The following is a 13,023-nucleotide window of genomic DNA, read 5'->3' on the forward strand; positions in this document are numbered from 1 at the left end:
TCCGTGCGTATCACGAGGTCTCGGTTGTCGTGCTTCCGTGTACTGCAGGACAACGTCCATAGGTCCATTCACTCACTGTAGCCGTGCCCCGAACCTCCAGCGCTGCGGCGGAGACGGTCGTCCGCTCCGCCGCAGTGTCTCTGGGATCAGGCGCCGATGTCGCGCAGCCAGTGCTCGACGGAGCGTGGTGCGAGGCCGAGAAGCGCCTGAGCGCTACGCGTCTCGTCGATGAGTTCGTCGTCGAGGGTGGCACGCCAGCGGTAGGAGTCGACGACGGGCGCGATGCCGTCTGCGCCGAAGATGGGGATGATCATCTCGCCGAACTCGTCTGGTGTCTGAGCGTGGAAGCGCACCTCGCGACCGAAGTGGTTGGAGAACGCCTTGGCGAGGTCGGGTCCGGAGAGTCCCGGGAGGGCGCCGACGGTGACGACGCCCGTCACGGAGGGGTCTTCGAAGAGGCGGAGGGCGACCTCGGCAATGTCGAGGTGCGAGCTCCACGAGACGAGGAAATCCTCCCGGATCGGGTACGGGAGGATCCCCTCCTCGCGGGTAGCGGTGATGACGGGCGGCAGGAGCAAGTTCTCGAGATACAAGCGCGGGGCGATGACGGCAGTCGGAACGCCGCTTGCCTCTAGACGACGCACGAGCACACCGTGCGCGCTGTCGTCCTCGTCGTTGTCACCGCCGAGAGTATAGCCGCTGGTGGAGAAGACGACCCGACCGGGGCGTGCCCGATCGACCGCGGTGGCTATGGTGGTCGCCTGCTCGAGTTGCTGGGCGGGGGAACCGAGCGGGAGGTGGACGAACACGCCGTCCGCGCCGGTGTAAGCGTCCACAAGGGAGTCGAGGTCGGCGGTGTCGACGGCGACCGCCGGCCCGGCGGTGTAGGCGGCGGTATTGCGGACGGCTGCGGTGACGTGGTGGCCGGAACGGCTGAGTGCGGCGGCGACGGGGGCACCCTGTGCACCGGTCGCTCCGTGGATGAGATAGGTCATGTGACTATTAGTGCATATGATGCACTGGTTACCTCAAGTTCACTAACGGAGATGGATCGAAACTCATGTCATTCTCTGCGGAAGCCTGGCCGGAATGCGGGATCGCGCGGTTCCTGACCCTGCTGGATGGGCCGTGGGCGACGCTCATCGTCCGTGAACTGCTCGGTGGTCCACTTCGCTTCGGTGATCTGAAGGCGGCACTCCCAGGCATCAGCGCCCATACCCTGACGAATCGCCTGCGCCGCTTTGAGACGTACGGGATCGTCACTCGTACGGCGTACGGCGAGCTCCCGCCTCGCGTCGAGTACGAACTGACCGGGGTCGGCCACGGTCTGCAGTCGGTCCTCGACGCGATGAACGCCTGGGCGGCCACTGTTCCGGCTGTCGACGCCGACGCTGACGATGTCGGTGCCGTGCCGCTTCCGGCTTCCTGTGTCGGCGATGGCCCCGGGGCCCGGAAGACGGACCGCAGCGTGGGGCAGTGAGCCGGGCCGGCCGGCCCGTGCATACTTGTCGAGTCAGTCCCTCGCCCTGGCAGCGTCGCCCATCCGCCGCAGCGCGAGCTCGAGAATGAGGGGATTGGTCGCAAAGTTCAGCCGGACGTGACCGTGGCCACCCGTGCCGAAGACGTGACCTGAGCTCAGGGCGACCCTTGCATGGTCGAGGAAGAATTGCGCCGGGCCCTCGAGCTCAGCAACGGTTGCGCGCTGGCCCAGGTGAGGCTCTTCCTCGAAGCCGAGCTTCGAGCAGTCGATCCACGCGAGATACGATCCCTCCGGTCGTCGCAACCTCGCTTGAGGCAGGTGGCGTGCAACGAGCTCCTCGAGCAGGTGTCGATTCTCGGAGAGTCCGGACAGCAGGCTGTCCAGCCACGTTCCTCCGTCCTGGAATGCTGCAGCATGGCCGATGACCGCGAGATGGCTCACACCGTGGCTGACTTCCTCTGGGAGCCGCGCGAGATCGGCGAGGCTCTCGTGTCCTGCGACGAGGAGAGCGGCTTTGAGTCCTGCGAGGTTCCAAGCTTTGGAGGCGGAGGCCAACGACATGCCGTTTTCGGAACCGGGAACGGACAGATACGGCACGAACTCGACTCCATCAAGCGCGAGCGGCGCATGTATCTCGTCGGAGATCACACGGATGCCATGGCGACGCGCGAGTGTTGCCACCATCCCCAGCTCCTCCCGCGAGTGGACGGTGCCCGTGGGGTTATGTGGATTGCACAGCAGGAAAGTGGGGGACGGGCACCGTCGCGCTGCTTCTGCGAAGGCGACCTCCAAGGCGGACGGATCCAACCGGCCCTCACCCGACAGCGGAGCCTCGAGGATCAAGCGATTCTCGTGCTCCACGAACGCGTAGAACGGGGCGTACACGGGAGGCGTCACGACGACGACGTCCCCAGGTCCTGTCAGGAGACGCAGCGCCTCCACGATTCCCAGCATCACGTCCGGGACGATGGCCGTTTGCTCCAGCTCGAGTCCCGCCCAGGACCAGCGATGGGCAGCGAACTGCTGGAACGCCGAGGCGTATCCGATGCCGGTCGCGTAGCCGGTGTCGCCACGCTCGAGGGCGGACCGAACCGCATCTCTCACCGGCGCTGCGAGAGGGACGTCCATCTCCGCCACCCAGAGTGGGAGAACGTCTGCGGGGTGCGTTCGCCACTTCATACTGGTTCGTGTGCGTAGCTCGTCCAAAGCGAGCTGCCCCAACGGATTCGTAGCGAGTGACACGCGATCTCCCATCCAGTTTCGGCCGTTCTGCGATCAGCCGATGCGATGGAACTCACGGTAGTGGTCCTCGGCTTCATGTTGTCCTACGCAGCACGCTGGCCTCCCCTGCGATGCACACCCATCGGAGGGGAGGCCGCCGTCACGGAACTCTGCGAACGCCGGTCACCGTGCTGCGCGGGAGCCGTCCGGCGCGCGAATCGCCAGTCATCCGGTCGCCGTCGATGGTCACGTCGAACGCGAGCTCCAACCGCATGGGTGTGGTGATCGTCTGCGTCCACATCACGTGGTCCTCCTGCGCATCGGTGGCGACTCGCAGATCGCGAAGCGGGACGTCCTCGGTCCTGCTGGTGGCGAAGCCTGACAAGACGCCCTGTTCGTCCTGGAACGTCATCACGGCGTTCAGGGTGCCGATCGGTGTGCGAATGGCGAGGTCCCAGGTGCCGATGATCCGATGCATGACGGTGTCCTTCGATATGAGCCTGTCGGCTGGGTGGGCTGAACCAGCGGCGGGGCTGATTCAGAGCGGAAGGGCGTCGAGTCCTCTGGCTGACCACACGGTTCCGCGCCGCTCGTACTCGAACAGTTGCTCGACGGCGTGCGCGATCCGCGGGCCGAATTCGCGTTCCAGCAGATAGAGCCCTAGATCCAGACCGGATGTGACTCCACCGGCACTGACCAGGTCCCCGTCGTCGACGACCCGCGCTCGCACCACCGTGGTGCCGGTGGCCTCGAGGACGTCGTTCCCCAACGTATGGGTCACCGCGGTCCGCCCCGCCAGGAGGCCTGCCATGCCAAGCGCCAAACCGCCTCCGCAGATTGTGGCGACCAGGGTGTCCGGTGATGCGAACGCGCGGCCCATGAGCGCCCGCAAGCGGCTCGAACCAAGCTCAGCGAGGATGACCGGAATCGTCCTCACGAAATCGGGGTCGCCGACGGTGGGGCCGGCAGCGCCCGGCACGATCACGATGCCAGGAGCCTCCGGCTCCAACACATGGGTTGCGGTGAGCTCCAAATTCCGCGTTCCGCTCACGACCGGACCGATGCGGTCGAGTGCCACCAGCCTGACGTCAAGGGTTCCTCCGAGAGCGTCCGAGCCGGCGCAGAGCACTTCGAAGGGGGCGATCACATCGAGTGGGTCGAATCCCTCGAAGAGGATGATCTGAGCGATCATGAGGTGCCTTTCGCGTTGAACTTGTCGCTGTCGCTGTCGCTGTCGCTGTCGCTGTCGCCTCGCGTCGCGGAGGACTTGGGCGTGTGTGGAGGGGACGCCGAAGTGCATCGTCGTCGCTCTTGCCGGACGTTGATCAAGGTGAATACTCCACCGAGCAGCGGGACGAGGGCCAAGAGCCGGGTGCGGAGTACGAGTCCACGCCCGAGCAACGCCGTGACTGCGACGGTCAGGTACAACGCGCCGTGGACAGGTCCGAGTACCGAAGCGAGGCCAGCCACATGTACGGTGAGGAGGTTCCCGAAGAGGACCGCGATGCTGCCGAGCTCGAGGACGGACAGCGCTTCAAGAGTGCGCAGGATTCGTGGCGACGCGCTCACGACGACGCGCCGGGACGCACGATCATGAGGATGACAACCACTGCCCACAGCAGGTTGAACATCCCGGTTAAGGGTCGTAGCGATCGCAATCGTGATCCGTCGTCCGGTTGGGACAGCGCTTCTTGCTGCATCGGGGTGATCCGGAGTGCGAGCAGGGCCCCCGCGACGGCGGTCAGGACCATTGCGAGGAGGATCCAGATCTCCGTGAGCCTGCCCTGCACCGCGGCGAGGATCAGGCCGAGTACTGGGACGACGAGTGCGATTCGGCCGTAGGCCCGCGTGATTCGTGCCAGGAGTCTGGCGACGGCGATGCTTCGGTCCGAGGCGACCACGGTGGGACCGATAGCGCGGTCTCGGCCGTGGAGGTGTTCATCGATGTCGCCTGCCGGTGCCGAACCGCTGATCGGAGCGAACCGGGGAAACAGACTGGCGGTCACCGCAACCGGGCCGATGAACAGAATGCCCGCGAGCACGTGCGCGGCGAGAAGGATGGATTCCATACCTTCAGCCTAGCTGAAGGTATCAGTCAGACTGAAGCTTTCCTTACTCACGCAGTCCAGGGGACTGCATCATCTGCAGCATGTGCTCAGCGAGCGCCGCGCGCAGAGCAGGGTGACTCGTCTCGAAATCGGCGTCCAGGCGAGCGACTACCCCGGCCGCTTCGGCGAGGATCCGGTGCCCCGCCGGTGTGATCTCGAGCTGTGCCGCTGAGCCGGCGCGGCCGGTGGAATCGGCGACGATGCCATCGGCTACGAAGCCACCGACGGCGACATGTGTGCTCTGGACGGTGATCCTCGATCGTCGCGCGAGATCGCTGAACGAGATACCAGGGGTGCTACGGATGTGTCCGAGCAAGGCATACTTGCGCGTCGTGAGGCCCAGCGGCTTCAGCGCTGAGGTCAGAGAGTCCTCCCAGATTCTGGACAGGGCGAGGAGGGTGACCGTCGGGCTGAACGGCGGCATCTCAGACATGGAGCACAGACTACCCGTGGAGCGGAGGCCGGGTGCTGAGGCCAGAGCCGAGAATCTTGTCCGTGCTGAAGCCGTCAGGGCCTCCGTGAAGTCGGGGGTCGACGTCGACCCCATGACTCCAGAATGTGGTGGCGCATCGCGCGCTCTGCCTGATCGGCATCGCCAGCTCGGATCGCTTCCAGCACGATGCTGTGCTCGTCTCGAGATGCCTCGAACGCTTCACGAGTGCCGTTCAACGTGAACCGAGCGGTGTCTCGTGCCCGGGTGTACAGGGTGCGGTTGATGCTTTCGGCCAGCGGAATGTTCGACGCTGCCATGACGGCCATGTGGAACATCATGTCCGCATCGCCGAACCCCTGTTCATCGTCCATGGAGTCGGACATCAACTGAATCGCGTACTCCATCGCCTCCAGCTCGGTGGCGGACCGGCGGACGGCCGTGGCAGCAGCCATGGCACCTTCAAGCGAGCTGCGAACGACCGCGAGTTGATCGAGCACGCCGAGCGAGTCGTCATGTTCGAGCATGACCTCGAGGACGACCGGGTCCAAGACGTTCCACGACTCCTGGGAGCGGACTGTCGTGCCGCTGCCCTGGACGACGCTGACAAGCCCCTTCTCCTCGACCCGCTTGATCGACTCACGGATGACGGTCCGGCTGACTCCGAAGTGCGCCGTGAGCTCCGCCTCGATGGGCAACATGGACCCCTCGGCGACCTCGCCGGTGACGATCGCGGTGACGAGGTCGTGCACGACGGCGACTCCGAGACGAGTAGCGGGCACCTTCGCCGCAGCGTCCGCGAAGATCGCATGCTTGGCGAATCGGGTGGCGGGCTCACTCATCCACTGCAGTATAGGTGATGCCCTGTAGCTCATCACCCGGCCCACCCGCCGGAGTCATCGACAGACCTGCGCGCTTCGGACGGACATGCGGTCCGGCGCTCTGCCGCCAGTCTCCCTGTGCGCTCGTCAGAGCGATCAGGTCCTCGTCCACGGTGATGCCGCCGCCCGGAGTGTCCCCGAGAACGATCCCACCGTCGCTGTACGTCTGGTCGATCGTCACGGCGAACGGGGCGTGCAGATCCTGGACTTCGGCCGTCAGGTGATTTGGAACCGCGGCGGCGGCATGTGCAACGGCCGGATTGCTCGTGAGGCCCACGGGGCTGATGGGAAGGTCTCTCGAATGAGCGGCGACGGCCAGCCGGAGGAAGTTCGTCACACCCCAGACGGCTCCGGTTTGGACGATGTCGACTGAGCCGTGGTCGAACAGGGGCCGATACAGTTCCAACCCCGTGAGGTTCTCACCGGTGGCGACACCCGCACGCACCTGCTGCGACAGGCGATGGTGGCCGGAAGCGTCCCAGCGTCGCAGCGGCTCCTCGATCCAGGTGAGGTCCAGATGCTCCTCGATCTCTGACACGTATCGCACACCCTGCTTCAGATTCCACGATTCGTTCGCATCCAGCATGAGCGCCGGCCGATCGGTGTTCACACTGAGGGTGTCGGCGATCAACAGCAACCGGCGAAGGTCGGCGTTGACGTCACGGCCACCCTTGAGTTTGCCTGCGGTGTACCCCCGCTCGGCCATCGTCGTGTAGAAGGAGACCAGCTCCTCGTCCGTCAGCGCGATGTCGAGGCCGGATGCGTATCCGGGCACGAAACGGTCGTCGGCTCCGAGCAGTCTCCAGAGTGGTTCGCCCGCGAGCTTCGCCTTCAAATCCCAGAGCGCGGCATCGAGTATGGCGATACCGCCGAAGGTCGTCCCCCCATGCCCGGCCTTGAAGGCATGGCTCAGCATCGCGTCATAGAGACTGGTCACAGCCCTCGGATCGCGGCCTTCGAGTGCAGGGAAGAGGAGCTCGACCGCGTGGTCAGAGCCCATTCCGATGCCTTCGACACCGGCGTCGGTCTCGAGGATGACGATCGCGACGTCGGTGATACCCGAAGCGATGAACCCGTTGACGTCGCCCACGGGCCGTCCCCAGTCGCGATGGGTATGGATGGTGCGGTAGCCGGTGATCTTCATGATGCTCTTCCCGAGAGGTCGATGGCGTTGCGGTTCGGCTGCGTCGTCGCTGCCTTGCGTGCTGGAGGTTTCATCCGATGTCGTTCGATCAGCCGTGCGCTTGGTTGGAGACAGGGCGCCGGGGACGAAGGTGTGTGACGCCACCGTCCACCTCGAGAGCGGTGCCGGTGGTCGAGCCGGCAGCGGGCGAGGCGAGGTAGAGAATGGCGTCGGCGACTTCGTCCGGGGTCACCATTCGCCCCGTCGCCTGCCGTTCGTCCAGTTGCGCCCGCTCAGTGATGGGATCGTCGAACCCCGCGAGCATGCGCTCGACGAACGGAGTCGCGACGGTGCCGGGGCTCACGCAGTTCACGCGGATACCTTCCGCGACGTGATCGGTCGCCATGGCGTAGGTCAAGGCGAGGATGGCCCCCTTCGAAGCGGCGTAGAGAGCACGACGCGGAAGTCCGTTGAGAGCGGCAATGGAGCAGACATTGACGATCGAAGCGTGACCGGACCGCCGGAGGTGGGGAAGTGATGCCGCGACGACCCTGGCCGTGCCGGTGACGTTCACGTCCAGTACTCGAGCCCAATCGTCGTCGTCGTTCTCCTCGACCGTGCCCACGGCGGAGATGCCCGCCGAGTTGACGACGATGTCGATGCCGCCCAACTCATCAGCGAGAGACTCGACCGCTGTCGTGACGCTCGACCGATCCCGCACGTTTGCGGCATGACCGACAACCGTTTCTGGAAGCCCGAGGACCTGGATGTCGAGGACACCGACTCTTGCGCCCTCGGCTCGGAGCGCCGAGACGACCGAGGCTCCGATCCCGGAAGAGCCTCCCGTGACGATCGCGCTGAGCCCGACGAACCGGCCGCTCACGCCGCACTCACCGTCTGCCGCGACGTGCCGAGACCGTCGATCTCAAGCTCGACGACGTCTCCAGCGCGCAAGTACACGTCGTCTGCCTGTCCGAGGGCGACGCCCGCTGGCGTTCCGGTGTTGATGAGGTCCCCGGGATGCAACACCATGAACTGCGACAGGTACCAGATCACGTACTCGACCGAGAAGATCATGTCTGCTGTGCTCCCGTTCTGCCGTTGCCGTCCGTTGACGGAGAGGCGGAGTCCCAGTTGCTGTGGATCGGGGACCTCGTCGCGCGTGACCAGGTAGGGGCCGAGCGGGTTGAACGTCTCGCAGCTCTTGCCCTTGTCCCACTGCCCACCTCGTTCCAGCTGGAACTCCCGCTCCGAGACGTCGTGAGACACCGCGTAGCCGGCGACGGTCGCGAGAGCATCCGCGGGGCTGTCGAGATATCGAGCGGTCCGGCCAATGACGACGCCGAGCTCGACCTCCCAGTCCGTCTTGCGTGAGCGTCGGGGGATCAGGATGGTGTCGTAGGGGCCGACCACCGTGGACGGATCCTTCATGAAGACCACCGGCTCCGTCGGGATCGCCGCCCCGGTCTCTTCGGCATGGTCTCGATAGTTGAGACCGACGCAGACCACCTTGCCCGGTCGGGCGATGGGCGCCGCCATCGATGTTCCGAGTCCGGAAGCGACGGTGCGGAGGTCCCCGGCGATCATCGCTGCACGCGCGAGGTCGATTCCTCCGCGTTCGTGGAACCCCCGGTCGATGTCTGTGGTGATGGGGGACAGGTCGTAGGTCACGTCCTGCTCGAAGAGCACGGGCAGAGGGCCAGTGGGGGTGTTCAGTCGTCCGAGTTTCATGAGTCCAGTCCGTGAATGTCGTAGAAGTAGGCGGCAGTGTCCGAGAGGACGGAAGTGAGTGAGGTTTCGCCTCGATCGCCGGCGGCTGAAGCGACAAGATCGAAGGCCTTGCGGTGGTCTTCGACGAGTTCGACGAGAGGCCAGTCGCTTCCGTACATCACCCGGTCCGCGCCGAACAGATCGAGCGCTGTGTCGATGAACGGACGCGCCGGATGACCTGCGCCAGGGGAAAGAGAGTCCGCGGGTCCCAGCAGACCGGAAGCCTTGGCGAACACCGTCGGTCGTGTCGCCGCGTCAGCGAGCGCCGACCTCCAGGCTGCGCGAGCCCTGGCGTCACCGGCCAGCGGCGGTTTGCCCAGATGGTCGATCACGATGCGCAGACCCGGATGGCGATCTGCGAGCGCTGGAACCTCGCAGAGTGCGGCGTGGTCCGCCGTGACGAAGTCCAGTGTCAGCCCGGCGTTCGCCAGCAGGTTCAGAGACTCGGTCTGCGCAGCACCAGCCAGCCATCCAGCAGCGCGTTCGTGGATGAGGTTTCGGACGCCCACGATGAGCGGATCGTTCGCATACTCCTGGGCGAGCTCGGCCACGAGGTGGGGTTGGTCCAATGGGACCCAAGCGACGATTCCGACCACGCGGGGATCGAGCTCGGCCTGCGCCCGCATGACAGCGGTGTCGGCCGCGTTGTCTGCTGCCTGCACGAGAATGATGCGAGTCGCGGGCCGGATGCTGGGGAACTCATCGAGCAGAACCGTGCGATCGAGGGGGTGGACGGCGTCGGTGAGCCAGGAATAGCTCGCACTGGAGAGATCCCAGACATGAACGTGAGCGTCGATGATCATGAGGTCACCCCGAGGTGTCGCCATGATTCCGGGGAAATCGTCGAGTCGTAGTAGGTGACGGTGCCCTCAACCTGCTCGGCTGTGCGCATTCCAACCACGACCGAGGCGACGTTGGGCTGGAGGAGCGGGAACTGGACAGCGGCTTGTGGCAACGTCACGCCCACCTCGGAGCACGCGGCGGACAGAGCCCGCGCACGGCGGAGGATCTCTGATGGAGCCTGTTGGTAGTCGTAGGTGGCGTCTGCCGGCACTTGTGGCTGGCTGAGGAGTCCTGAGTTGTAGACGCCGGCGGCGACGATGGCGACGCCGCGCTCGGCCGCCGCGGCTAGCAATTCATCCTCCGCGGAGCGATCGAGCAGGGTGTAGCGACCAGCGACCATGACGACATCGACGTCGCGTTCGCGGACCAATCTCGCGAGCATCGGGGCCTGATTCATCCCTGCCCCGACCGCCCCGACCACGCCCTGGTCGCGCAGCTCGATCAAGGCGTCCAGCCCAGTGGTCGATGCGCTGTCCCAGTGGTCGTCCGGGTCGTGCAGATAGACGATGTCCAGTCGGTCCATATGCAGTCGCGAAAGGCTGCTCTCGATCGATCGGAGCACCCCGTCGCGGCTGAAGTCCCACTCCCGACGATGGGTTGCGGGCACAGCGAAGCCGTCCTCGAGGTCGAAGTCACCTGCTGCGGCGCGTTCCGGTGTTGGAACGAGGCGGCGTCCGACCTTGGTGGAGATGACGAACTGGTCTCGTGGGCGACTGCGGAGGTACTCGCCGAGTCGTTGTTCGGAGAGGCCGAGTCCGTAGTGCGGGGCGGTGTCGAAGTAGCGGATCCCGCTCTTCCAGGCGGTGTCGACAGCTTCCTTCGCCTCTTCGTCGGTCGTCGGACGGAACAGGTTGCCGAGCTGGGCGGCACCGAAACCGATCTCAGTGACCTTCAGTCCGCGGAGTTGTCTCGTACGCATGGGTTCTTCTCGCAGTAGGTAGGGAAACGCATATGGGGCGGGGAGCGCTGACGGCCCCGCTCGTCAGCCGGCGGGCATCAATATTCAGTCGAGATGCCAGATTTCGGTGAAGAGCTCCCAGTTGTCAGCTGTGGAGTCCTCGCGAAGGGGGCGTTGGCAGGGAGCGGTGTAGGACCACCAATGTTGGGTGATCGGGTCCATCGCCATGCGACGTTGATCGGCCTCGTAGTCGGACCCGACGTACTCGTAGTAGCCGAGGATGTAGTCGTCCAGCGCGAAGATCGTGAAGTTCCGGATGCCGCTTGCGGACAGAGCCGTTTCGATTCGCGGCCAGACGCTGCGATGCAGCTCGATGTACTCGTCGCGTTTCGAGCCGACCAGGCGGGCAGCCATCCCGAAACGACGGACCGGCTGTTGTTGCTCGTCGGTCATTCCTTGGTCCCTCCGGCCGTCATCCCCGAGACGAGGAATCGCTGGGAGAACAGGAAGATCACGAGGACGGGCGCGACCGAGAGGATGGTCGCCAACGCGAGCACCGGCAGGCTGATGGTCACCGATGCAGCGCTGGTCGGGTTGAAGAGCGGAACGTTCGACAGCAGCTCGACGAGCCCGACCTGGATCGGCGACTTCCGTCCCGGAGCGGTGACGAACGGGAGGAAGTAGTTGTTCCAGTTCCCGACGAGGTTGAAGAAGCCGACGAGGGCGATCACCGGAGTCGCGAGAGGCATGGCGATCTGGGCGAACACTCGGAACTCGGTCGCGCCGTCGATCCGAGCCGCATTGAGCAAATCCTTCGAGACGCTCGTCGTGAAGTAGATGTACGTCAAGTACACGCCGAACGGGAAGAACGAGAACGGCAGGATGACCGCCAGGGGATTGCCGATGAGCTTCAGTGCCGAGAGTTCCAGGAAGACCGGGAGGACCAACGCCGTGTTGGGAATGAGCATCACGATGAGCGTCACGACCAGCAACGTCCGCCGCAGGCGGAACTCGGTGAGCGCCAGCGCATAACCTGCCGGGATCGTCACGACGAGCGTGATCACGAGCGCAACGCCGCTGTACAGCACGGAATTGCCGAGCCAGGTCCAGATGATGCCGTTCTGGAACTCGGCGAGGCTCGCCCAGTTCGCCAACAGGACGTCGACCGATCCGATGCTGAACGGCGCGTTCTGAACGAGATCGCTGGCGGACTTGGTCGGGGCGAGGAGGAGCCAGATGATCGGTATCGCGAAGAAGAGGGCGAAGACGGTGAGGACGGCGACGACCGTGACCCGCCCGAGCCATCGGCCAGGAGATACGTACTCGCGACCGCCCGAGCGGTTCGCCTTCTGGCTTTCGCGCCCGGTGGAGCGGGCGGATCGGATTTCAGTCGCGTTCAAAGAGTCCTCCTCGGAAGACGAAGATCGCCGACAGCGCCGCCGCCACTGCAAGGAGCAGGAGCGAGATCGCCGCGGAACCGTTGAAGTCGCCCTGTCTGAAGGCGTACAGGTAGGCGAGTTGATTGAGTGAGTAGTCCGGAGGGACGACACCCTTGGATGCTTGGGAGAGGACGCGGGGTTCGACGAACAGTTGGGTGCCAGCGGCCAGCGACATCACCGCGGTGTACGAGATCCATTTCCGAAGAAGTGGGATCTGGATGTACCAGGCGGCCTTGACCGGCCCAGCGCCATCGATTCGTGCAGCTTCCATGACGTCAGCGGAGATGTTGTTGAGTGCGCCGTACATGATCACGATCCACCCGCCGGCACCCGTCCAGAACGCGACGATGGTGAAGATGACCGGCAGGTTGTCGACGGAGACGGTCTGCACGAAATTCTCGAAGCCGAACGCGTTCAGGATGGCCGCCACCGGGCTCACGGAAGGGTCGAGCAGGAACAGCCAGAGCATCACACTCGACGCTCCTGCGAGGGCGCCCGGGATGTAGTAGACGAACCGGAGGCTGTTCGCCAGCCAGCGTCGCCCGATCGAATGGACGAGCAAGGCCAGCAAGACGACGAACACGAGAAGCGTCACCAGGTACACCACAAGGTAGACGGCCACGTGTGCCACCGCGGGGAGGAAGCGATAATCGCCGAAGATCCGGGTGAAGTTCGAGATGCCGGCGAAGGCACCGTCGGTCGTGAAGGCGAGGAAGATCGTGTACAGCGTCGGCACGACGCCGAAGGCGATCAACAGGAGGGCGTAGCCAGACGTGAAGACAGCTCCGATCCGGGCTTGCGAACGGTCTGGCCGGCGAGTGCGGGACACC

Annotated in this window: 16 protein-coding genes; 1 reads left to right on the forward strand and 15 read right to left on the reverse strand. The window is 65.0% G+C overall.

Annotation, left to right across the window (positions count from 1 at the left end; genetic code table 11):
• Positions 1 to 146 precede the first annotated feature (146 nt).
• The gene (locus IFU11_RS16700) at positions 147 to 995 is read right to left on the reverse strand and encodes an SDR family oxidoreductase (RefSeq protein ID WP_137243657.1); all 849 of its coding nucleotides are present in this window, start codon (positions 993 to 995) and stop codon (positions 147 to 149) included.
• A gap of 65 nt (positions 996 to 1,060) precedes the next feature.
• Here IFU11_RS16700 and IFU11_RS16705 point away from each other — a divergent pair, with 65 nt between their 5' ends.
• Positions 1,061 to 1,480: a winged helix-turn-helix transcriptional regulator gene (locus IFU11_RS16705; RefSeq protein WP_192019665.1), complete on the forward strand. Its 420-nt coding sequence runs from the start codon at positions 1,061 to 1,063 to the stop codon at positions 1,478 to 1,480.
• Between the two features lie 33 nt (positions 1,481 to 1,513).
• Here the strand turns inward: IFU11_RS16705 and IFU11_RS16710 are convergent, their stop codons facing one another.
• The 14 genes from IFU11_RS16710 to IFU11_RS16775 all read right to left on the reverse strand — a co-directional run bounded on the left by IFU11_RS16710 (position 1,514) and on the right by IFU11_RS16775 (position 12,947).
• On the reverse strand, positions 1,514 to 2,608 hold the full coding sequence (locus tag IFU11_RS16710) for a MalY/PatB family protein (protein WP_244631861.1): 1,095 nt from the start codon (positions 2,606 to 2,608) through the stop codon (positions 1,514 to 1,516).
• A 253-nt stretch (positions 2,609 to 2,861) separates the two neighbouring features.
• Positions 2,862 to 3,179 carry a hypothetical protein gene (locus tag IFU11_RS16715; protein ID WP_124769854.1) on the reverse strand — a complete coding sequence of 106 codons (318 nt, stop codon included), beginning with the start codon at positions 3,177 to 3,179 and terminating at the stop codon, positions 2,862 to 2,864.
• A gap of 60 nt (positions 3,180 to 3,239) precedes the next feature.
• The gene (locus IFU11_RS16720) at positions 3,240 to 3,893 is read right to left on the reverse strand and encodes a DJ-1/PfpI family protein (protein ID WP_124769853.1); all 654 of its coding nucleotides are present in this window, start codon (positions 3,891 to 3,893) and stop codon (positions 3,240 to 3,242) included.
• A gap of 373 nt (positions 3,894 to 4,266) precedes the next feature.
• The gene (locus IFU11_RS16725) at positions 4,267 to 4,770 is read right to left on the reverse strand and encodes a hypothetical protein (protein ID WP_192019667.1); all 504 of its coding nucleotides are present in this window, start codon (positions 4,768 to 4,770) and stop codon (positions 4,267 to 4,269) included.
• A 43-nt stretch (positions 4,771 to 4,813) separates the two neighbouring features.
• Positions 4,814 to 5,233: a MarR family winged helix-turn-helix transcriptional regulator gene (locus tag IFU11_RS16730; RefSeq protein WP_244631863.1), complete on the reverse strand. Its 420-nt coding sequence runs from the start codon at positions 5,231 to 5,233 to the stop codon at positions 4,814 to 4,816.
• Between the two features lie 83 nt (positions 5,234 to 5,316).
• Positions 5,317 to 6,081 (reverse strand): FadR/GntR family transcriptional regulator, encoded by a 765-nt coding sequence (locus IFU11_RS16735; protein ID WP_192019669.1) that lies wholly within the window; start codon positions 6,079 to 6,081, stop codon positions 5,317 to 5,319.
• Positions 6,074 to 7,264: a mandelate racemase/muconate lactonizing enzyme family protein gene (locus IFU11_RS16740; RefSeq protein ID WP_137243646.1), complete on the reverse strand. Its 1,191-nt coding sequence runs from the start codon at positions 7,262 to 7,264 to the stop codon at positions 6,074 to 6,076. The genes IFU11_RS16735 and IFU11_RS16740 overlap by 8 nt, the downstream gene beginning before the upstream one ends.
• Positions 7,265 to 7,352: 88 nt before the next feature.
• Positions 7,353 to 8,126, reverse strand: coding sequence for an SDR family NAD(P)-dependent oxidoreductase (locus tag IFU11_RS16745; RefSeq protein ID WP_192019670.1), 774 nt, complete (start codon positions 8,124 to 8,126; stop codon positions 7,353 to 7,355).
• Positions 8,123 to 8,974 (reverse strand): fumarylacetoacetate hydrolase family protein, encoded by an 852-nt coding sequence (locus IFU11_RS16750; RefSeq protein WP_192019671.1) that lies wholly within the window; start codon positions 8,972 to 8,974, stop codon positions 8,123 to 8,125. The genes IFU11_RS16745 and IFU11_RS16750 overlap by 4 nt, the downstream gene beginning before the upstream one ends.
• The gene (locus IFU11_RS16755; protein WP_192019672.1) at positions 8,971 to 9,816 is read right to left on the reverse strand and encodes an amidohydrolase family protein; all 846 of its coding nucleotides are present in this window, start codon (positions 9,814 to 9,816) and stop codon (positions 8,971 to 8,973) included. Before IFU11_RS16755 ends, IFU11_RS16750 begins: the two co-directional genes overlap by 4 nt.
• Entirely contained in the window at positions 9,813 to 10,775 is a 963-nt protein-coding gene (locus tag IFU11_RS16760; RefSeq protein WP_192019673.1) for an aldo/keto reductase, read from the reverse strand. Before IFU11_RS16760 ends, IFU11_RS16755 begins: the two co-directional genes overlap by 4 nt.
• An 84-nt stretch (positions 10,776 to 10,859) precedes the next feature.
• Complete coding sequence (locus IFU11_RS16765) at positions 10,860 to 11,207, reverse strand: L-rhamnose mutarotase (RefSeq protein WP_192019674.1); 348 nt, start codon at positions 11,205 to 11,207, stop codon at positions 10,860 to 10,862.
• Complete coding sequence (locus tag IFU11_RS16770; protein WP_199862351.1) at positions 11,204 to 12,154, reverse strand: carbohydrate ABC transporter permease; 951 nt, start codon at positions 12,152 to 12,154, stop codon at positions 11,204 to 11,206. Before IFU11_RS16770 ends, IFU11_RS16765 begins: the two co-directional genes overlap by 4 nt.
• On the reverse strand, positions 12,141 to 12,947 hold the full coding sequence (locus tag IFU11_RS16775; RefSeq protein ID WP_199862352.1) for a carbohydrate ABC transporter permease: 807 nt from the start codon (positions 12,945 to 12,947) through the stop codon (positions 12,141 to 12,143). The genes IFU11_RS16770 and IFU11_RS16775 overlap by 14 nt, the downstream gene beginning before the upstream one ends.
• Between the last annotated feature and the right edge of the window lie 76 nt (positions 12,948 to 13,023).

Origin of the sequence: Plantibacter sp. CFBP 8804, from assembly GCF_014841225.1 — a bacterium.
In the GTDB taxonomy this organism is placed as follows: domain Bacteria; phylum Actinomycetota; class Actinomycetes; order Actinomycetales; family Microbacteriaceae; genus Plantibacter; species Plantibacter auratus.